This window comes from Nostoc sp. GT001, assembly GCF_030382115.1.
Taxonomy (GTDB): domain Bacteria; phylum Cyanobacteriota; class Cyanobacteriia; order Cyanobacteriales; family Nostocaceae; genus Nostoc.
In genome coordinates, this window is the sequence record NZ_JAUDRJ010000003.1 from 6,756,849 (window position 1) to 6,776,997 (window position 20,149).

The window sequence follows — 20,149 nt, forward strand, 5'->3', positions numbered from 1 at the left end:
GATCTAAATTGTATCTGGATCGATATTTAACTCCCGCAGTTTTGCTGCTAAACGTTCAGCTTTTTGTTCGGCTTGTTCTGCCTTTTGTTCAGCTTGTTCTGCCGTTTCTTCCGGTGTTGGTACTAGTTGCCCATCTCGCGTAAAAAACCGTAACAAACCTTCATAAACTCCCAAATATAATCCAAGCTGATGACTCCACAAATATCCTTGTTCACTTGCTTGTAGAGTTTGATATTCTCCATCTACTAAATGAAATCCCGCAAATTCTTGTGTGTAAGGGTCAAACCAAAAATAATCGGGCGTGCGGAAGGTGTCTTGATAAATTGTTTTCTTTAAACCTTTATCAGTATTAGCTGTTGAGTTAGACAAAATTTCTAAAATTACATTCGGATATTTGCCATCTTCTTCCCAGACTACCCAACTTTTGCGGGTTTTACGTTCAGTTCCCAGCACAACAAAAAAGTCTGGCCCTCGGAAGTATTCTGATTTGCGTTGGCGTGGACTGTAGTAGATAGTTAGATTTCCCGTCGCATAGAAATCATTTCGATCTCGCCACAACCATTCCAGACAAGTTAAAAGTAGGATTATTTGCCGTAAATGCAGTTCGCTTTCCAAGGGAGGCTCATCACTATATAAATCACCAGGGGGAAATATAACATCTTGGCAGATGCCTTCTTGAGAATCTAATTCTTGAGCAATGGTCATAGAATGGATACGGCATCAAGTAGTTATGGATTTATTTTAACAGTCTTTGAGTTAGCGATCGCCTAGCGTACCGCAGGTAATCGCCTATTTGTAGGGTAAGGGTAAATAAACTATTCTGTCTTGATATTCATCGTCTTCTGATGCCAAAGCAACTATTATGAGTTCTTCTATATTTTCACCAATACTTAAATTTGGATTGAGGATAAAAATTCCTGGTACGTGACGATTAACAGCGATATGATCAGCTAAATGTCCTGGCATAGAAGTTCGGTTATTTGTCACTAATATAAAATTATTATCCTCACACCAACACAGAATTTCTGGATCGAGTGTACTTTTTGGTGGAGTTCCTGATTCTCCTACCACTTTAATCGCAATACCAGGTTCTCTTAGCCTAATTTGATTTGGATATACAGGATTGACATTTTCATCAATCAGATATTGCAGTGTCATGCTTGCTGTTTAGCTTGTCTTTCAATTCGGAGTTGGCGCAGTTTATCCGACACTGGCGGGGGATTAAGCCTCTGTTGTTCTCGCATTCTATGACCGTGTTCTATCCAGTGTTTCATGTAAGCACTGACAGTTTCTTTGTTTTGCAGATAATAAAGAATTGTTGCATATACTTGTTCTAAAGATATTGTTTGATAAATTTGGGCAATTTCTTCTGGAGAACGCCCACAATCAATGTATTCATAAAGAATTGTTTCAATCCCAATTCTTGAGTCTTTCAGTCTAATGTCTTCAGAAGAGAGAAAGTTGAAATACTCTGCGATATGTTTGGTAGACATAGATTGACCTATATTCATAGTTAGTTATTATATATAGTAATCTTTTTGTTCCAACGATAAGGTTGACGGCATAGCGATCGCTTACCGCACTACATTAAGGCTTTGCAAAAAAAAGGCTTTGCATTCTTAAGTTAGGCATAAAAAAAGAGAGCGCAATCTTATCTTTGTCACAAACAAGACTAGATCCCCGACTTCTTTAAGAAGTCGGGGATCTGTTTCATTACGGTTTAATTAAAGATTCTTCAGACTGGCGATATTTAGTAATTAACCTACGTCTTTTTAGGGGTGAATAAAGCAGCATGGAAAGTGTAGGTAAACTGGTTCCGGTTAGTGCTAACAAAACTAATGGATTTAGAAAGCTTGCTATTATCCCAGTTCCTGCGCTAGCTCCAAATCCTAATGTTAGTAGTATTAGTACAGTTGTAAATGAGTCTTCAGCCAAATCTATAACCCAATCTACAAAATTTATAACCCAATCCACAGCCGAACCCACAGCAAAATTCACAATAAAATATGCTAAATTTGCTCTGTATTACGCAAATACACTTAAAACAGCAGCAGTTATTCAATTAATCAACCTTTTTAACAATAGTTATTTCTTCTTGTGGGATGGGCGTCTCGCCCGTCCTGGGGCAGGCAAGATGCCCACCCCACAAGAGTATTTAAGACAGAATCAAACTGCTGTAAGTCTTTGTAGTAGGGCTGGGGAGTGTGGAAATAGAAAAAGCGATCGCTAGCCTTCCGAAATACCTTCGTGCTACACTGTAGTCAATATCAAACCTCATCACAACTCCAACGAGATAGCAGAAATGAAGTAGTACCAAATACCTGTTGCGCCAAAGCAACAAATGTCAACGAAGAATAAACGCAACTAGTTTGACAGGGTTACTTCACATAGTCATGCACTAAAAATATTGTCATCACTCCTATCTCCATATAACCGCTTGACGAGTGTCTGCGGCTGAGTTTATTTATGTCTAATCTACCCACAGCTTTTGTAAATACGCGGGTGAAATTTTGCGAATTGAGGTTTGAAAATAATGCCGAAAAAATCAATATTGGTAGCTGAGAATTTAGCCTATAATCTCAGCTTAGACAGAACTTTATTTCAAGGGGTTTATGTGAATATCGACGCGGGCGATCGCATCGCTTTGGTTGGTCGCAACGGAATAGGAAAATCAACCCTTTTCAAGATACTTGCAGGTCAAATTAACCCATGTACAGGTTCAGTTTGGTGTAATAGTATTGTCTATTATTTGCCACAAATAAGTACTGTCAGACAAGAAATCACAGCAGATACAATACTTAATTTTTTGATTTCTATCTCTGATGATTGGTGGAAGATTGACGATATTCTGCAAACACAATTCCACACCAAAATTGACTTATCTTTACCAATTATTAACTTGAGTGGTGGAGAACTTACTAAACTTTTTTTGGCAATCGGTTTAGCTCAAGAACCAAACTTGCTATTACTCGATGAGCCAACCAACCACATGGATTTGCAAGCATTAGAAAGCTTAAGACACTTTCTTTTGAATTTCACAGGTGCGTATGTAATTGTCTCTCATAAGCCTTTTTTCTTAGACCAAGTAACAGAAGTTACCTGGGAACTTACACCTATTGGCTTGAAAATATATGGCGGTAATTTCTCGTACTATCGAGAACAGAAAGAAATAGAGTTAGAGGCAGCATTGCGATCGCACGAAGCCGCCAGAAAGGAACTCAAACGTACCCAAGCCACAGCTATGCAAGAACAGCAACGCGCAGCCCAATCTAGTCGCAACGGTCGCGCCAAGTTTCTGAATGGTAGTATTGATAGAATGGCAGCCGGACTGATTAAAACCAAAGCTGAGGTGTCTACCGGAACTGCAAAGAAGAAACATGAAGCAGCAGTAGCAAAGGCCAATCAAAAAGTTGCAGAGACGAAGGTCAAAACTACGAAAGTAACGAGTATTCAGCTAGAAGAAAAAAATCACAAGCACCGAAATCTAATCAATATCCAGGGTGCAAATCTTAAAGTATCAGAACGTCTGTTGATTCAAAATATTCAACTGCATATATCATCTGGCGATCGCATAGCTATTATCGGCGCAAACGGTTCTGGTAAATCGAGTCTGGTAAAGGCAATTTTGGGAATGGAAAACCAAACAGCAGTTTTAGAATCAGGTGAGGTTTTGCTCACACCAACGATGAAAGCTGTATATCTCGATCAAACTTACGAATTGGTAAATCGCCAATACACAATTCTGGAAAATATGCAAGCTGCCAATCCGAATCTCAGCTATCAGCTTTTGCGTCAACAGTTGGGACACTTCCTCTTTAAATATGATGACGTTCACAAAAGCGCTTCCATACTGAGTGGGGGTGAATTAGCAAGATTAGCGATCGCTATGATCAGTATCTTAGAAATCGATCTACTGATTCTCGATGAGCCAACAAATAACCTAGATATTGAAACTGTTGAACAAATGGTCTTAGGTATCAATGATTACCAAGGAGCGCTTTGGGTAATATCCCACGATATCGATTTCCTCAGCCGAATTAACATTACCCAAGGTTTCAAGTTCAGGGAACAAACTTTGCAAATGACAACTTATTTACCGAGTACACCAGAGCAATATTATCGAGAGTTGCTGGAATGTGATAAATAAAGCGATCGCCTCATGTAAATTTCTAGCTCAACAATAGAAGCCGCAAAGCATACAGGCAAGTTATAATTCTCTTGCGGTGCAACGTAACAAAAATTTATGAGTAATCCCCTTGTGCAAGCCTTTTTCGTAGGCAGAGCGGTAGCAGAAGTAGTTAATGAGCGTTTAGAGGTCGCCTTGACCGATGCTTTGAGCGATCTGGGCAAATTTGATGCAGAAGCTAGAGAGCAGCTGCGCCAGTTTACAGAAGAAGTCCTAGAGCGGGCAAATCGGGCAGCAGAATCAGCTAATGCTGGTCAAGCTACCGCAGGTAGTGGGCAAGCTAGCTCTGATTCCGGTGACTTGCAAGCAGATATTGACGAATTACGAGCAGAAATTGCCCTGTTACGAACAGAATTGCAACATTATCGCCGAACTTCTGCATAAATTTTAGTCATTGGTCATTAGTCATTGGTGAAAAATTATGTACGAATGACAAAAGACAAATGACAAAGGACACTTAAGAAAAAAACAGTTTAGGAATCAGAGTGTCTTTTCTTCCAAGTGATTCGGTTGCAAACCAACGGTACACAAAGTATATGGAACAAGGTTATTCAGAGAAGGCATACCGTTGGAATCGGGAAAAATACTCTAGCAGAAGGCGTTTTGTGGACATTTGGTCTTTTGTCTTGACCTTATTGTTCAAACTTTGGCTATACAACAAATCTTGGAGTTATCCGGGTGGTGTGACTGACGCAAAGCAAACTACAAGACGAAAAACCCAAGCGGTCTGGATTCGCAATACCCTACTAGATTTAGGGCCAACCTTTATCAAAGTTGGGCAACTGTTTTCAACCCGTGCTGATATATTCCCTGGTGAATATGTAGAAGAATTAGCCAAGTTACAAGACAAAGTACCGGCATTTAGCTATGAGCAAGTAGAAGCGATCGTTGAGAAAGAACTAGGCAAGAAAATTCCTGAACTCTTCCATAATTTTGAACCTATTCCCTTAGCTGCTGCTAGCTTGGGGCAAGTACACAAAGCTGTACTACATACTGGAGAATCAGTTGTTGTCAAGGTGCAACGTCCTGGACTAAAGAAGTTATTTGAAATAGATTTACAGATTCTCAAAGGAATTACCCGCTACTTTCAAAACCATCCCAAATGGGGACGGGGACGAGATTGGTTGGGTATTTACGAAGAATGTTGTCGCATTCTTTGGGAAGAAATTGATTATCTTAACGAAGGTCGTAACGCCGATACTTTTCGCCGGAACTTTCGTGGCTACGATTGGGTGAATGTCCCCAGAATATACTGGCGTTACGCTACTTCCAGAGTGCTGACTTTAGAATATCTTCCTGGAATTAAAATTAGTCAATACGAAGCTTTAGAAGCAGCGGGTTTAGATCGAAAAGCGATCGCTCGTCAAGGCGCTCAAGCCTACTTACTACAATTACTCAATAGTGGCTTCTTCCACGCCGATCCTCACCCAGGTAATATTGCCGTTAGTGCAAATGGCGCTCTAATATTCTACGATTTTGGGATGATGGGGCGGATTAAGTCCAACGTCCGAGAAGGACTGATGGAAACACTGTTTGGCATTGCTCAAAAAGATGGCGATCGCGTTGTGCAATCTCTGATAGATTTAGGTGCGATCGCCCCAACTGATGATATGGGGCCAGTGCGGCGTTCCGTCCAGTATATGCTGGACAATTTTATGGATAAGCCTTTTGAGAACCAGTCAGTTGCAGCAATCAGTGACGACCTTTACGAAATAGCTTATAATCAGCCATTTAGATTTCCTGCAACTTTCACTTTTGTGATGCGTGCCTTTTCTACCTTAGAAGGGGTAGGCAAAGGCTTAGATCCAGAGTTTAACTTTATGGAAGTTGCCAAACCGTATGCAATGCAACTTATGACCGATATGAATGGTTCTGAGGGGAATAGCTTTCTTAACGAATTAAGTCGCCAAGCAGCTCAGGTAAGTAGTACCGCCTTTGGTCTACCACGTAGATTAGAGGATACACTAGAGAAGCTAGAGCAGGGAGACATGCGCTTGCGCGTTCGGTCTATAGAAACCGAACGCCTGCTGCGGCGACAGAGTAGTATTCAGCTCTCAATAAGCTATGCTCTGTTAATCAGCGGTTTCACGCTTTCAGCTACTATTTTAGTGGTTAAGGATTATGTATGGTTGGCACTGCTACCTGGTTTAATCGCAGCGGCGCTTTCAGCGATCATGATCCGATTACTTTTACGCCTCGACCGTTACGATCGTATGTATTAATTGTTGCAAAAAATTATGAAACTTAATTTCACGGGTTTTAGCGATCCGGGACTTATTCGTTCTAATAATCAGGATGCTTACTATATAGACCCAGAAGGGCGGTTTTTTGTTGTCGCCGATGGCATGGGTGGTCATGCTGGAGGTGAAGAGGCAAGTCGGATTGCTACTGGAGAAATTCAGGCATATTTGGTAGCAAATTGGGAAACTTCTAAGTCTTCTCAAGAATTACTAGAGGAAGCTTTGTGGGGTGCCAATGAAGCGATTTTGCAGGATCAGCAAAATCATCCCGAACGCGCCGACATGGGGACAACTGTTGTAGCAGTGATTTTTCGCTCTCCAGAGTCGCCTTGGTGCGCTCATGTTGGCGATTCGCGGCTGTATCGCTTCCGAGAGTCGCACTTGGAACAGGTAACGGAAGACCACACTTGGGTAGCACGAGCAATTAAAATTGGTGACATAAGTTTAGATGAAGCACGATTACATCCTTTTCGTCATGTATTATCGCGCTGTTTGGGGCGCGAAGACTTGCATCAAATCGATGTGCAACCACTAGATGTAAAAGTTGGCGATCGCTTGCTCTTATGTAGTGATGGTCTTACAGAAGAACTTGTCGAGCAGAAGATTGCTAACTGCCTCCAAGATAGTCCTTGGCTTGATAAAGCTGCCATCTCTCTTGTTGAGGCTGCCAAAGAGCATGGAGGGCACGATAACATCACAGTTGTCATCGTCTCGCTTGAAGAAAATAGTCATTAGTCATTAGTCGATGCTTAGTAACTTTAAACAAATGACTAAGGACATAGACGCGCCAGCGGCTTTCCGCAGGGTAGGACAAAGGACAAATCTGGTAAATATACTCAGTAATTTGTTCAGCGTGAGCATTTTTCCTTTTTACAATTTGATACAAATATTTTTAGCCTCTAAAATCACCCAAAGAGCCTAAATTTGTATAAATTGGTAAATTGACATCTTGCACGTAATAAGGTAAAGCGACTATAATTCACGCTTATTACCATTAATTCCCCAACCTCCTTACAATTTTCCTCCTCCGAAGCTTCTTCCACCCTTGCGGAGACAGTATCTTAGGCTTTTTNAAACACAAAGACNNNGACGGGTTTTACATAGCACCAAATATTCTCTTTAAAAGATATTTGTGCAAAGCAGGAAGGAATGAGGAGGTAGTTATACCTATCNNNGACCAAATAGAGCTTATTTTCCGGAATATGGTTCAGCTGACTTGGGTGGTATATCAGTAGGATTAGGTGCAAGATATCAAAGCAGAAAAAAGTCCACACTTTGGATGTGGGCAATCTGTCAAACAATTGTTATCTTTCGTAATACGGAGGAACAAATGTTGGACAGATATAAGTCCAAATATTATCCCATTTGGACTTCTGTGAGCGATATCACCTTTACGCGTTGTTTTTTCGGAGTAATTATGAATCAACCAATGAAACTATCCTTGGAACAGCAATTCAGCATCTGCTCATTTTCAACTCAGGTGCAAAGTATGAGCCACGAGCAAGCTAAAGACTTTTTAGTAAAGCTCTATGAGCAAATGGTCGTGCGCGAGGCAACTTATCAAGAGCTTCTGAAGCATCAGTGGGGCTTAGATTCAGGTTCCACTATGGCATAGAGTCGTTCTAATGTCGCAGTGGGCGACCTCCTTCTCTTGCTTGGTTCCAAGGAGGAAAAGAGCTGGGGATGTCGGGGCGTCAACTTCGATAAGTAATTCCACGATATGACGCAAAAGTTCAATATTACGAGATTAACTAAGAATGAGTAAACATTGTCTACGGCATATCTGCTGCAGTCTAGACTAACTTTAGCATTGCAGACTAAATCCTTTGTTTGCTTTAGCCAAACTTTTTGTTGTTTCCTCTAGCAGGGGAATCACACCTGCATAAATTGATAATCCACTGGAATATTTGCACAGGAAGATTTAGAGACTATTTGGATACCACTGCTTTAGCAGCTAGTGATTTCACTCTTTATACATATAACTAGAAGTTGCATCTTTATATATCTTTTGTTTATAAAACGTTACATTCTTGGAGCGGCTACCTATAAAACACGTAACATAAAGAAATTATGCCTAGCTGGAAAGATCGTATGGAGAATCTGTATCAATACTTTCCAGTTTTGTTATAATTTGAGGCTTAATCTTTTCGTACTCGTTTTTGAGCAAACTCTTACTAATTTGCGGGTCGGCAGAGGACATCAACGTATTGCTCATTGCGACCCACTCTTGCAGTCGTTGCCGCTGGGCAGAAGCGACGCTGGAAAGTAAGATGTGGTTACAGCTATTTGGTGCTTCTCGGGCAAAGAATAAAAGGCGGTAGTAACCTGTCTGCTGTAGTAACCGAGCAATTTCTTGACCAAGGCTGGTTTTGAGATCGAGGTAATAAGGCAACCATTTAGCGCCATGCTTGCGATTGTAGATGACAGTAATCCATAGCAGCATGGGATGGGGGATAGAGATGAACAGAAATTGGTTATAGCGCGTACAGAGTAAGCGTTTTTGAATTTCCTCTTGCGGTAGCATCACCCACAAAGCTGGTAAAACCTCCCCATTGGTCTGAATGGGCTGGGGAAACACAATATCGGCAATTGGTTTATTTTTGGGCTAGGAAATGGCACGAGCGATTTCATCGTTTGACCAGGATACCCGTAAATCGGCTTTGGTCTTTTGTTCAAGCTCGGTGCTAGCTATAGTAGTGGGAACTAGGGCATGGGTGGCTTGCTGAATTTTGCGTGTATGCTCAGGCTTTTCTAAAGATGCTAAAACTTTGAGGATTTCAGTAATACTTTGGGGGCGATCGCCTGCTTTTTTAGCTAGACAACTCATCACCAAATTTTCAATTTCTTTTGGTAGTTCTAATCCAGGCGCAGCCTCAGCAAAAGAACGTGGTTTTTGATAGTGATGTGTTTTATACCACGCACCAAAAGAGTGAGTTGGTGCCACCAGTGGCATTTTGCCTGTGAGCATCTCAAACATCATGACGCCCAAACTATAAATATCAGCACGGTTGTCTAATTCCTTACCCTCCATCTGTTCGGGAGAAGAATAAGCCAATGTCCCCAAATAAAATTTTGTATGGTCGCCATCTGACTGTAATAACTTAGCAATACCAAAATCTAGAACTTTGACCAATTCTCCAAAACTGGGATCTTGAATCACCAGCATATTGCTTGGCTTGACATCACGATGGATAATTGGGCAAATAGTGCCATCAACCGGGATGCCATCATGGGCGCACTGTAAACCCAGGCTGAGTTGACGCGCCATACTGAGGAATCTTGGTAAAGGTAATCGTTGCTTGCGAATAATATTGTTCAGGCTTTGTCCTTGTAAGTATTCCATGACGTAGAACGGCGTGTTATTGTCATCTACGCCATAGTCCATAACTCGGACAATATGGATACTTTTTTGCCCTAGTAAAGCACAGGTTTTTGCTTCTCGCTCAAAACGGTCTTGCAATCGCATCTTTTCATTTTGGATTGATAGAGCCAGAAACTTAACCGCAACAGGTACACCTCCCAACAATGTATCTTTAGCACGATAAACCCGACCCATTGCTCCAGTACCGATTAACTCTTGGAGTTGGTAGCGTTTGCTGAGTAAGCGACCAATGTTGGGGTCTGACATAGAAAATTCGACTCCAAAAGCAGGTTGTAAATGTTTGGGAGGACAAGTGCATTCAAAAATTGTGGTGTAGTTTTAGTTTGCCCAATTTTGACTAATGCGCTATCACTCTTAGCATCTCCTCTTCTTTACAACACGTTGCTTTGTATTGGGACGAAGATGACGGCACTAGTTTGGCTACACGAAACCTTACCTGCCTTTGTAAGTTAACAAACCTTTAAATTCGCATTAGTCTACGGAAGTAGGCTTTGTTTGTGTAATAGAGAATTATATTCGCCCAATAGTTTTAAAACATTTTCTCATTACCTAACAATCTTTTTAACCTTCAAGCTAATTCTTACTATGTAAGGACGTATTTTTTATTTATAAAAGTGTAATATCCTAAGTGATAGTTTTTCGTTTTTTCTGCTGGTTAGGATATATATCAAAACTTGATTTATTATTCATCAAATAGTATTGAATTCGACGTTCGACAATACTATTAAGTCGAGACATAAAATCATAAAAGAAACCCGGATATTTCCTAATTTGTGTGAATGCTGTTAACCATTTTCCTTGTTTTATAGGTTCTACAACTTGAAGATAAGCTAGATTTTTCTTATAGACTGAGAGATTATAAGATAGAGCACGCATTAGAGCAGGATTTTTTTTCACAATGTCTTGTTGCATGAAATAGGTAGCAGCTTTGCAAGATTGATTGAGACGTGGTAGTTGGCTTTGATATACAAGAGAGCCAGGGCGTGAACGGTAGAAATAATAGGGTTTTGGTTCAATAAAAAACCTAGCTCCTTTAATTAAGCATTTCATATCAAGCCAAAAATCTTGACCCATTCTAATTTCATCATCGTACTCAATGCCGTGTTTAACCAAGAATTCTCGTTTGAATAGAGGCTTGCTTAGACCAAGATGCAATCCTGGTTCACCGAAGACATCAGTTTCTACAAAATAAACGATATCAATTTGGAAGATTTTATCTATACGTTCTCCACTTTCTTGAATCAATGTACTCCAAGGAGATGTTGTACCGTCTTTGATAAAAAAAACATCATCAGCAATCATGTCTGCATTTGTTTTATTTGCCAGAGATACAAGCTTTTCCAATCTTTCGGGAGCATACCAATCATCTGAATCAAGTACAGCAATCCATTCTCCTTGGGCTACTCTGAAGGCGCGATTACGTGCCGCCGCCGCTCCAAGATTTTGCTGATTAACTATCACTTTGAGACGTTGATCGGTGAAACTTTTAGCGACTTCTACAGTTTTATCACTTGAGCCATCATCGACTATGATAACTTCAATGTCAGTGAGTGTTTGCTCTAAGGCTGACTCTATTGCCTTCCCAATATAAGTTTCAGTATTGTAAGCAGGGATAATAACGGAGACTTTGGGATTCACGAAACTGAACTCCTGACTACATGGTTAGGTAAAATACTAAAATCCTGACCATAATTTGATCATTTCTTTTTTACTATACAACTCAGTCGGTCGGTGAGAATAAACGATGAGTGGTTAAAGTTGGGCAGGAGATATTAGGCGTTGGTAAACCAGTGCGTTGCCAGAGTTTTTGAACGGCGGTTTTTGGCTTAGAAGAGCAGCAAAGCGTTGAGGCAGAAATGCTTTTAAGCTGACTGACGCTCTAGGCTAGCTTCCATTGTGTTAGTTAAAAAATGACCAGCCAAGATACCACTACTAAGGTAATATGTATCTTGCGAAATCCGGTGTAGGGTTTCAAAGCCACTACGACGCTGACGATCGCCTAGTACCCAGTAACGCTGTACGATAGTATCCAGACCAATCCAGCCTTCGCCTTCAACCTGCCCCAAAATATTATGTTGTAGTAGAAAAGTATACTGACGCTCTCCATCATGCAACCGCCCTTTATATTGCAGAGAGATTTCAGAGCGATCGCTACCCGGGAAAATCAGTTTTGTGGCCATAGTAAACCAGTTATCTCGATTCCAAGCGACCAAGGTCATACCCTTGACGCTGATTGGCATACCATTACGTTCCAGCCAATTTCCTTCCATTGCCCAGCGTCCTGGTTCCAATAAAAAAGTATGAGCCACCTTTTATTCCCTGTCTTGCTCAAGTGCCGCCAAGACTATAGTTATAGCAGTGCTAAGTTACGAGTGCTGAGTTGCGAGTGAAGAATGAAGAAATTTTTTATCTTGTTTATTGTTCCTGACTCAGGACTGACCTTGGTGAATTTCTCCCAAAAGTACTTCTTGAGCTGCACCTGTGGCAGTAGGTAGGTTGCCAGGAATACCCAAATGTCGCCAATAGGCTAAAACCGCGAAGGCGATCGCTTCTTTAAAATCTGCACTCAAGCCGACTTCATCTGTTGTCGAAACTGGTATTGATGCCAACAACAACTGTAATCTTTGTTTCAAATAGAGATTGCGACTACCACCACCACATAATAGTACTCGTTGTGGCATTTCTGGCAAAAAAGTGCGGTAACTATGAAAAATTGAAGCAGCTGTAAGTTCTGTGAGAGTTGCCAGTACGTCAGCAGGATTGAGTTGGTATGCTTGAGCATCTTTTAAACACTGATGCAAGTAAGTCACACCAAATAATTCGCGTCCAGTAGATTTGGGTGGCGGTAGATGAAAGTAGTCTTGATTGAGCCATTGTTCTACTAATTGATGGCAAGGAGTACCACTTGCTGCCCAATTGCCATCTTCATCATAAGTTTTAGCACCACCGCTTAAATGCTCCACCGCTAGATCCAACAGACTATTTCCTGGGCCAGTATCCCAACCAAGAATTTTTGAGAGCCAGTCACCATGCCGAGGCGGAATATAAGCAACATTGCCAATACCACCAATGTTTTGAATACAACGCCCCTCCTGGGGATGACTGAGTAAATAAGCATCGACTCTGGGCACGAGAGGCGCACCATGACCACCAATAGCAATATCAGCAACGCGGAAGTTGCTCACAGTTGCAATGTTCGTAAGATGGGCAATTAATGCACCCCGCCCTAGTTGAAGACTGTAACCCAAGGGACTGCCCAGTGCTGTTAACGGATAGCTAGGGTTTAGCCCGTGGGTAGCGATCATTTCTCTTCCCCTACTCCCCTGCTCCCCTGCTCCCCCTGCTCCCTCTTTGGGTGGTCGATGATAAACCGTTTGACCGTGGGAACCAATGAGAGTGGCTGGCTGATGACCAATTTGAATATTTTGGGCGGCTTGGGCAAAGACTTGAGCGATCGCATCATCTATTTCCGCTAATTCTGCCATTGAGATGGCAACACCTGCACCAACTGCTAATATTCTTTCTCTAAGTTGGGCTGGATAAGGATATGTTGCCCCGGCTAGCAACTCAACTTTGAGATCCAATTCTGTGCCGGAAATCTCTACCAACGTAGCGTCTATGCCATCTACGGATGTGCCACTAATTAAACCAATAACGCGAGTAGGGACAACAGCTTTTTCAGTTGGATGCATCGATCGAGATTCTTTTGTTGGTTGCAAGAGTTTAGTTTAATTCATGTTACTAACTATGTCAAAACACTCAAGTTGCATAGTTGACTACAAAAGAAAAAGTAAATAGAGCGAGGGAAGAAGCTCAAAACCAAAAGCAATGACCACGAATCTATTTCTATTTATCAGCAAACAAAGAATTTCAAATAGTTTTGTTTATTATCTTGATTTATCCTTAATCAAGACAACATCCAAAGATACAAATTCTTGATATATACTAGCTAACTTCACATTTTTTATCTTCAGATAAAGAACAGATATTATATCCACTTTTCCGGCAAGTGAAACTACTTATTTATGTTCAAAAACAGGGCAAATTATTGGCTAAATTTAGGAATTTTTCAATAAATAAAAATCCAGTAGTTTCATCCTATTGTTTCTTCTAGAAGACACTACATAATAAATCCAAGTCGCACAACGAACTTTTCAACAATTAAAAATACAGAATTTCAAAATTATGTCTCTTACAAAAATTGCTTGTATCGCTGCTCTATCTCTATCTGCAATCTCCTCATTTATCTATGCAGGTTCTGCCCAGGCTATATCCTTCCAAATAACCACTGGCATTGCAGGCCCTAATGGAGAAACTGACCAAGGTGCTTTTTCTGAGTTTACTCAACTTCCTGGTACGACAACTGTTAACTTCAATAATGGTCAAGCACCAACCACTGGTTTTGCTAAATACTCATTTGAGAATAACAGTGGAAGCAGCAGTGTGAGGTCAGATGTATGGGCACCTGCTGGGGCAAATGGTGAGGTCAATAATGGGAAGTATTTGGCAGTTTTCAACGGCGATAATGTCACAATTAACCTTGCAAGTTCCCTCAATTATTTCGGTATTGACTGGGGAGCTATTAGTTCTGGTAACGTTTTTTCCTTCTACAATGGCGATAATCTAATCAAATCATTTACAACTGAGGATGTGAACCCAGTTGCTCCAATTCGTGCATCACAGCATGGCGGTGAAGGCAATGGCTACCTTCACTTCTACTCAGATAGTAGCAACGATATTTTCAACAAGATTGTCATTACCCAAACAGGTGGTGGTGGATTTGAAAGCGACAACCATTCTTTCCATCTAGGAACTGACAAATTTACAGGTTTTGACCCTAAGTCTGTTCCTGAGCCTAGTATTACATTAGGTATGCTGGCTGTAGGTGGTATGTTTCTACGCAAGCGCAAGAACGAAAAGTTGCAAAGTGTAAGGCAATCTCATTAAATATATCAATTTTAGCTCAGTAAGATTTTCTCCACACTCTACTCTTAGCTTGTACAAGCATTTCAAAACTTAGTTAATATTAAATAAAAATCAGGGTGAGCTTACCAAGTAAGCTCACCCTAATCCTTTTGCCATTTATAATCGGGGCTTCTTTTAAAGTCAATGCTACGCGTAGCAAGCTGAGAAAAATTTTCTTTAACTAGACTTTTTGCAGGAATTAAAAGCCCTCAACCTAAATCCCTCTCCCAAGCTTTCTACCGTGTATACACAAGTCGAGTTGGGAATCAAATAGACAGAAAAGAACGGAAAATTATTTTTAAAATCCTTGATTTTCCGTTATCTCTCTATCAATAATCTGACACTATTGACAATCAACTAAATTAACTTAAAACTTTGCCAATTCAAGCTTATATCTTACCAGACAAGGATTTTAGGACTTGTATATACACGGTAGCCCAAGCTTGGGAGAGGAACTTGGAAATTGGCTCCCATTCTTGCAAAATTGGGAGAAGGGGTTGGGGGATGTAGCAAGATTCCGTAGGGTGGGCAAATTTTACATTTGTGCAAGAGACTCCATGAGCTGCGCTCACAAGGAACAATGAAAATAATCTGGTAATGATTTTGCGTTGTTTTAGCCTCTATTTTCAAGGCAGGTCTACTCAATCCTACTTAGAGCTTAACCTAACCGTATTGAGAGTGAACTTTAACTTTGACTCCTAGCTCCAAAATCCTCCCATAGGTTGTTGCATGAATAAAATATACGTGGATTAGTTTAGATATAATAATGACTCATTCTTTGTTGTCCTAACTGGAGAAATTAATGGGTCGCGCCAAAAAGGTTGTCCTGGCATATTCTGGCGGAGTGGATACCTCAGTTTGCATCCCCTACCTCAAACAGGAGTGGGGTGTGGAAGAGGTGATTACCCTAGCAGCAGATTTAGGTCAGGGAGATGAATTAGAGCCAATCAGAGAAAAAGCTCTGAAATCGGGTGCAAGTGAATCCCTAGTGGCGGATGTCAAAGACAGTTTCGTTAAAGATTACGCCTTTGGAGCGATTCAAGCCAACGCCCTTTATGAAAATCGTTATCCTCTAGGAACCGCCCTGGCTCGTCCACTAATTGCCAAGGTATTAGTAGAAACAGCCGAAAAATATGGTGCTGATGCGATCGCTCACGGTTGCACTGGCAAGGGCAACGATCAAGTTCGCTTTGATGTCTCTGTCACTGCCTTAAACCCCAACCTGAAGATCCTCGCACCAGCCAGAGAATGGGGAATGAGTCGTGAGGAAACGATCGCTTATGGGGAAAAATTTGGTATTCCTTCACCAGTCAAAAAATCTTCTCCCTATAGTATTGACAAGAATTTGCTCGGTCGTAGCATTGAAGCTGGTTTACTCGAAGATCCCTCATTTGAGCCACCAGAAGAAATTTATGAGATGACCAAAGCGATCGCTCACACTCCCAACGAGCCAGAGTACATCGAAATTGGTTTCCACGGTGGTATTCCCACAACCCTCAACGGCATATCCAAAAAGCCAGTTGAGCTAATTGAAGAACTCAATCAGGCGGTGGGAAATCACGGCATCGGACGGATCGATATGATTGAAAACCGTTTGGTGGGGATCAAATCGCGGGAAATCTACGAATCACCCGCAATGTTGGTGCTAATTCAGGCACATAGGGATTTAGAAAGCTTGACTTTGACGGCAGACGTTACCCATTACAAGCGTGGGATTGAAGAAACTTACAGCCAAATTGTTTACAACGGTTTGTGGTACAGTCCGCTCAAAGTTGCACTCGATGCCTTTATTCAAAAGACACAAGAGCAAGTTTCTGGAACTGTACGAGTGAAGTTGTTCAAGGGCAACTCTACGATAGTTGGGCGTTCGAGTGATAATTCCCTCTACACTCCCGATTTGGCAACCTACGGAGCTGAAGACAAATTTGACCACAAAGCTGCTGAAGGCTTTATATACGTTTGGGGACTACCGACTCGCATTTGGTCAAAGCAGATTAGGGGTTAAGAGTTAGGAGTTAGGAGTTAAGAGTTAAAAAAGCAAAATACAAAAGTAAAAGTTAAAAAAATTCACTTTTTACTTTACTCTTCACTCCTCACTCCTCACTTTTCACTTAGTTTATGCTTGACTACTCTTCTGCTGCACCTTTAACCTGGCGAGATTCCAGCCACAGGGGGACAATAATTAAGGCAGCGAGGATTAGTAACGCTGCGATCGCAAATTGACCCACCCAAGCAACCAATTGTTCTAAAGAGACAATTTTGCCTGCAAAAAAAGCTAATGTCACCATCAAACTAGCCCAAGCAACTGCTCCTAACAAGTTGTATAAAAAGAATTTTCCAAAGGGCATTTCAGCTATACCAGCTAGTGGTGCAGCAAAAACTCGTAACAATGCCAAAAAACGCCCAAAAAACACCCCTTTAGCAGCATTTTGACTAAATTGATCTTTAATACTCAGCAGCCGCACTTCAGAAATCCGAAATATGCTGCCAACTTTTACCAGAAAAGCCCAACCACTAACTCTACCAATCCAATAGCCACAAATGCCACCAATGACAGCACCCATGATTGCGTCACCGAGAACCAGCCAGAAATTTAGTTCATCGCTGCCAGCTAAAAACCCGCCTACTAAGGTCACGGTTTCACCAGGAAGGGGAATGCCTAAATTTTCTAGCAAAATTCCGAAAAAAATTGCCCAATACCCGTAATTATGAGCAACTTCCTGGATATTTTCTAGTGAAATCAGCTCTAAAGACATTCCGCACCGCCGTCTTTACAAATTTTTACTTTTACTATATCTTTGCTTGTTTTTGGGTGGGGTGTCAATCAAACTAATACATAGAGTCATTAAGTCATTAGTTTAATACTGAATAATCCATAGCTTTTATTCTATGGTAGCTATTAACTTTTGAATATTTTTGGAATTTTTACCACATGTTCATAATTTATTGAAAAAAGATTAAAAAATTTATAGAAAATTTATAAATATCCGTTTAAATTGTGAAAATCTTGTAAAAGATACGGTTGATACCGAAATTGTTAGGCGCTTATGCCTATATTGATGAAAGTTATCACAAATTATACGACATGAATACTGAAATAATCTCTCTCAACTGTAGGACTGCAATTGCCCAAATATCTGGGTAAAAGGTCATTTCACCGTTGAAAGAGAAGAAGTAAGTATTGATGTCTTTTTCAATTTTTTGTCAAGTGTTCCAATTACCCTGTTAAATTCATGGCTTTCACACAAGAACTTCAAGTGATTTTGTTTAAACCCCAAGGAAGCATAGATTTGGAAGGCGGTAAGGCTTTGAGCGAACAGATGGCTGGAGTAGTCCCTCAAGCTTATCAACTCTGGGTTATCGACCTAGCAGAAGTTAACTTCATGGACAGTTCTGGGTTAGTTCCTTTAGTAAAAGGCTTAAAAGCTGCACGTCAGAGTGGTTGCCGCTTGGTTCTATGCAATGTACAAGCTCCTGTACGGTTGATTTTGGAACTTACCCAACTCGATACAGTGTTTGAAATTTTTCACACTTACCAAGATATTTTTACCACCGTCAAAGATAACAGTCTGGTGCTAGCAGACTAACTAATAAATCTACCTATAGAAGGATGGCGGAGTCAAGCAATATTTGCATTTTTTCACATTCTCTTAAGATAACAGTCTGGTGCTAGCAGGCTGATATTCTTTATTGTCTAGAGAAGAATGTTGAGGGAAACTCATGGCTTTGAGCTAGGCAGTATAAATTACAGATGAATGAATCTGCTTATTGGATAATCATCTACCTAAAGCAGTCAAGTTCAGAAATGACTAAAATTGGTCAAAGCAAATGCAACTGTTTGTGATACTCCCCAGCCTTTTAAAGACAGGGTTTTTCAAATTACTCTAAGCTAATTGTTTTATATACGGCGTAACTAGTGAAAGGAAGCAGGAGGTAAGAAAGGTTAGAATATGAGCTTTGACGTTATTTCTAACTCTATAGTTATTTTTGCCTCGATCTACTACTTGGATGCCTCCAAGATGCTTCGATACACCAATTTCTTACCTCTTAGATTCCACCATAATGGTAACTTTAGGCATTCTGGGGAGTTGAAATATTAGTTTGTTCGGATGCTGGGCGGGGAAAATTTGGTAAATCAATACCACTGTGACTAGCATTGCGAGTTTTGAGTGCTAAACGGTAACTCACACTTTGCAGTTCTGCTTGCAGTTGGCGGTTTTCCCGTTGTAGCGTTGCTACCTTTTCTCTCACTGGCGTCATCCGCTCCTCAAACTTCCGACGGTAAATTTGAGGCAACTCTTGTACTACTTGCTCCAACATCCGAGTGCGATCGGTAAGTTCTTGAACTGACTGTCGCAATTGATAAATTTCGGAGTCACGAGTTGTAATTTGCTCTTGGTAGAATGCCACCTGCTGTTCTACAGCTTGCAGTTGTTCTTGTAAAGCGTGTAACTGGGTCAGATCGCGCTCAAATTCCGGCTGCTGAGGCATAAAACTAGTGTTACCCTTTACCAGCCGGAAGAGTTCTTGAGAAAGTTGCTGCACTAATTGATCGCGAAGTTGCAACTCCTGGCGTAGCTGCGATACTTCCGTCGAGAGAACTTGAATATTAGGTGTATCAGATTGGCTCACAGTAGCTTAAAGCTCCCATTCAGAATCTTGTCCACTCTTAGGTATAACTGCGGGAGTACTACCTTTGGCAAGTATTTGTTAATTTAGCATTCCCAAACAAGTCACGAAAAAAGAAAAAGACAAAATTTTATTGAATAGGGATCGGGAATTGGGGATTAGGGATTAATTATTTCTCCCTCATCTCCCTCATCTCCTCATTTCCTAAACTGTTGCAGTTGCAGGTGCAGGTGCAGCTACTTTAGTGGGCTTTTCTTTTTCCTCTTTAGGGGGTTTTTCTTCTTCAATGTCCTGCTTAATTGTCAAATAGCGAATTACTTCTTCACTCAGACGCATGGCGCGTTCAAAAGGAGCGATCGCAGTTGCAGGCGCACTGTAGTTTAATTGGATGTAAATGCCATCCCGGTGTTTTTTGATTTCGTAAGCCAGACGGCGCTTACCACGATTTTGAATTTGGATCTCCTGGGCGCCTTGATCGCGAAGCAAATTCTGATATTTTGTAACCGCTTGCTCTACCTGTTCCTCTCCGAGGTCAGGACGGAGGATGTACATTGTTTCGTAATTTGTAGTCATATTTTTCAGTTTCCTCATGGACAAAAGTGGCTGCTGATATTAATTTATACCNNNCTNTTTATTNNNAATGCCAGTATTAATCAACATCTGAAGCAACAAGGAACTATAATCTTACCAGTTTTCAATTTTGTTTCATTAGCCAAATCGCCAAAGTTTAGATTTTTTGGATGTCCC

Annotated in this window: 18 protein-coding genes and 1 pseudogene; 9 read left to right on the forward strand and 10 right to left on the reverse strand. The window is 40.9% G+C overall.

What is annotated here, in order from left to right; genetic code table 11:
* Nucleotides 1-3 precede the first annotated feature (3 nt).
* The 3 genes from QUD05_RS31460 to QUD05_RS31470 form a co-directional block, all read right to left on the reverse strand.
* A complete protein-coding gene (locus QUD05_RS31460) occupies nucleotides 4-705 on the reverse strand; it encodes a Uma2 family endonuclease (RefSeq protein ID WP_289799470.1) in 702 nt (233 codons plus the stop codon).
* 84 nt (nucleotides 706-789) lie between these two features.
* Entirely contained in the window at nucleotides 790-1,158 is a 369-nt protein-coding gene (locus QUD05_RS31465) for a DUF5615 family PIN-like protein (protein WP_289799471.1), read from the reverse strand.
* Nucleotides 1,155-1,493, reverse strand: a complete 339-nt coding sequence (locus QUD05_RS31470) for a DUF433 domain-containing protein (protein WP_289799472.1) — start codon at nucleotides 1,491-1,493, stop codon at nucleotides 1,155-1,157. The genes QUD05_RS31465 and QUD05_RS31470 overlap by 4 nt, the downstream gene beginning before the upstream one ends.
* Nucleotides 1,494-1,792: 299 nt before the next feature.
* On the opposite strand from QUD05_RS31470, the gene QUD05_RS31475 reads away from it, so the two are divergent.
* The 6 genes from QUD05_RS31475 (at nucleotide 1,793) to QUD05_RS31500 (ending at nucleotide 8,041) form a co-directional block, all read left to right on the forward strand.
* On the forward strand, nucleotides 1,793-2,230 hold the full coding sequence (locus QUD05_RS31475; protein WP_289799473.1) for a hypothetical protein: 438 nt from the start codon (nucleotides 1,793-1,795) through the stop codon (nucleotides 2,228-2,230).
* A gap of 303 nt (nucleotides 2,231-2,533) precedes the next feature.
* Nucleotides 2,534-4,147, forward strand: coding sequence for a ribosomal protection-like ABC-F family protein (gene abc-f / locus QUD05_RS31480; RefSeq protein ID WP_289799474.1), 1,614 nt, complete (start codon nucleotides 2,534-2,536; stop codon nucleotides 4,145-4,147).
* 96 nt (nucleotides 4,148-4,243) lie between these two features.
* Nucleotides 4,244-4,570, forward strand: coding sequence for a DUF6825 family protein (locus QUD05_RS31485; RefSeq protein WP_181931036.1), 327 nt, complete (start codon nucleotides 4,244-4,246; stop codon nucleotides 4,568-4,570).
* A 152-nt stretch (nucleotides 4,571-4,722) separates the two neighbouring features.
* Nucleotides 4,723-6,408: an ABC1 kinase family protein gene (locus QUD05_RS31490; RefSeq protein ID WP_289800127.1), complete on the forward strand. Its 1,686-nt coding sequence runs from the start codon at nucleotides 4,723-4,725 to the stop codon at nucleotides 6,406-6,408.
* A 15-nt stretch (nucleotides 6,409-6,423) separates the two neighbouring features.
* Entirely contained in the window at nucleotides 6,424-7,161 is a 738-nt protein-coding gene (locus QUD05_RS31495) for a PP2C family protein-serine/threonine phosphatase (protein WP_289799475.1), read from the forward strand.
* Between the two features lie 682 nt (nucleotides 7,162-7,843).
* Complete coding sequence (locus QUD05_RS31500; protein WP_289799476.1) at nucleotides 7,844-8,041, forward strand: NblA/ycf18 family protein; 198 nt, start codon at nucleotides 7,844-7,846, stop codon at nucleotides 8,039-8,041.
* A 459-nt stretch (nucleotides 8,042-8,500) separates the two neighbouring features.
* Here the strand turns inward: QUD05_RS31500 and QUD05_RS31505 are convergent.
* The 4 genes and pseudogenes from QUD05_RS31505 to QUD05_RS31520 all read right to left on the reverse strand — a co-directional run bounded on the left by QUD05_RS31505 (nucleotide 8,501) and on the right by QUD05_RS31520 (nucleotide 13,500).
* Nucleotides 8,501-10,054 (reverse strand): annotated as a pseudogene (locus tag QUD05_RS31505) (serine/threonine protein kinase).
* Between the two features lie 378 nt (nucleotides 10,055-10,432).
* Complete coding sequence (locus tag QUD05_RS31510) at nucleotides 10,433-11,446, reverse strand: glycosyltransferase family 2 protein (RefSeq protein ID WP_289799477.1); 1,014 nt, start codon at nucleotides 11,444-11,446, stop codon at nucleotides 10,433-10,435.
* 224 nt (nucleotides 11,447-11,670) lie between these two features.
* Complete coding sequence (locus QUD05_RS31515; RefSeq protein WP_094348018.1) at nucleotides 11,671-12,117, reverse strand: hypothetical protein; 447 nt, start codon at nucleotides 12,115-12,117, stop codon at nucleotides 11,671-11,673.
* 120 nt (nucleotides 12,118-12,237) lie between these two features.
* The gene (locus QUD05_RS31520; RefSeq protein ID WP_289799478.1) at nucleotides 12,238-13,500 is read right to left on the reverse strand and encodes an anhydro-N-acetylmuramic acid kinase; all 1,263 of its coding nucleotides are present in this window, start codon (nucleotides 13,498-13,500) and stop codon (nucleotides 12,238-12,240) included.
* Between the two features lie 493 nt (nucleotides 13,501-13,993).
* Between QUD05_RS31520 and QUD05_RS31525 the strand changes: the two genes are divergently transcribed.
* Both QUD05_RS31525 and QUD05_RS31530 read left to right on the forward strand, forming a co-directional pair.
* Complete coding sequence (locus tag QUD05_RS31525) at nucleotides 13,994-14,755, forward strand: Npun_F0296 family exosortase-dependent surface protein (protein WP_289799479.1); 762 nt, start codon at nucleotides 13,994-13,996, stop codon at nucleotides 14,753-14,755.
* 820 nt (nucleotides 14,756-15,575) lie between these two features.
* On the forward strand, nucleotides 15,576-16,778 hold the full coding sequence (locus QUD05_RS31530) for an argininosuccinate synthase (protein WP_289799480.1): 1,203 nt from the start codon (nucleotides 15,576-15,578) through the stop codon (nucleotides 16,776-16,778).
* A gap of 121 nt (nucleotides 16,779-16,899) precedes the next feature.
* On the opposite strand, the gene QUD05_RS31535 is transcribed toward QUD05_RS31530, so the two are convergent.
* Entirely contained in the window at nucleotides 16,900-17,529 is a 630-nt protein-coding gene (locus tag QUD05_RS31535; RefSeq protein ID WP_289799481.1) for a DedA family protein, read from the reverse strand.
* A gap of 477 nt (nucleotides 17,530-18,006) precedes the next feature.
* Between QUD05_RS31535 and QUD05_RS31540 the strand changes: the two genes are divergently transcribed.
* Nucleotides 18,007-18,360 carry an STAS domain-containing protein gene (locus tag QUD05_RS31540; protein ID WP_094348023.1) on the forward strand — a complete coding sequence of 118 codons (354 nt, stop codon included), beginning with the start codon at nucleotides 18,007-18,009 and terminating at the stop codon, nucleotides 18,358-18,360.
* Between the two features lie 484 nt (nucleotides 18,361-18,844).
* On the opposite strand, the gene QUD05_RS31545 is transcribed toward QUD05_RS31540, so the two are convergent.
* Nucleotides 18,845-19,405, reverse strand: coding sequence for an Npun_F5560 family protein (locus QUD05_RS31545; protein WP_094348024.1), 561 nt, complete (start codon nucleotides 19,403-19,405; stop codon nucleotides 18,845-18,847).
* A 201-nt stretch (nucleotides 19,406-19,606) separates the two neighbouring features.
* Nucleotides 19,607-19,975, reverse strand: coding sequence for a 30S ribosomal protein S6 (gene rpsF / locus QUD05_RS31550; protein WP_289799482.1), 369 nt, complete (start codon nucleotides 19,973-19,975; stop codon nucleotides 19,607-19,609).
* Nucleotides 19,976-20,149: the final 174 nt, after the last annotated feature.

Coding starts and splice junctions, on each gene's coding strand:
- rpsF (WP_289799482.1), bottom strand. CDS start 19,975: ATGACTACAAATTACGAAACAATGTACATCCTCCGTCCTGACCTCGGA.
- QUD05_RS31465 (WP_289799471.1), bottom strand. CDS start 1,158: ATGACACTGCAATATCTGATTGATGAAAATGTCAATCCTGTATATCCA.
- QUD05_RS31525 (WP_289799479.1), top strand. CDS start 13,994: ATGTCTCTTACAAAAATTGCTTGTATCGCTGCTCTATCTCTATCTGCA.
- QUD05_RS31490 (WP_289800127.1), top strand. CDS start 4,723: ATGGAACAAGGTTATTCAGAGAAGGCATACCGTTGGAATCGGGAAAAA.
- QUD05_RS31475 (WP_289799473.1), top strand. CDS start 1,793: ATGGAAAGTGTAGGTAAACTGGTTCCGGTTAGTGCTAACAAAACTAAT.
- QUD05_RS31520 (WP_289799478.1), bottom strand. CDS start 13,500: ATGCATCCAACTGAAAAAGCTGTTGTCCCTACTCGCGTTATTGGTTTA.
- QUD05_RS31495 (WP_289799475.1), top strand. CDS start 6,424: ATGAAACTTAATTTCACGGGTTTTAGCGATCCGGGACTTATTCGTTCT.
- QUD05_RS31500 (WP_289799476.1), top strand. CDS start 7,844: ATGAATCAACCAATGAAACTATCCTTGGAACAGCAATTCAGCATCTGC.
- QUD05_RS31470 (WP_289799472.1), bottom strand. CDS start 1,493: ATGTCTACCAAACATATCGCAGAGTATTTCAACTTTCTCTCTTCTGAA.
- abc-f (WP_289799474.1), top strand. CDS start 2,534: ATGCCGAAAAAATCAATATTGGTAGCTGAGAATTTAGCCTATAATCTC.
- QUD05_RS31540 (WP_094348023.1), top strand. CDS start 18,007: ATGGCTTTCACACAAGAACTTCAAGTGATTTTGTTTAAACCCCAAGGA.
- QUD05_RS31460 (WP_289799470.1), bottom strand. CDS start 705: ATGACCATTGCTCAAGAATTAGATTCTCAAGAAGGCATCTGCCAAGAT.
- QUD05_RS31485 (WP_181931036.1), top strand. CDS start 4,244: ATGAGTAATCCCCTTGTGCAAGCCTTTTTCGTAGGCAGAGCGGTAGCA.
- QUD05_RS31535 (WP_289799481.1), bottom strand. CDS start 17,529: ATGTCTTTAGAGCTGATTTCACTAGAAAATATCCAGGAAGTTGCTCAT.
- QUD05_RS31530 (WP_289799480.1), top strand. CDS start 15,576: ATGGGTCGCGCCAAAAAGGTTGTCCTGGCATATTCTGGCGGAGTGGAT.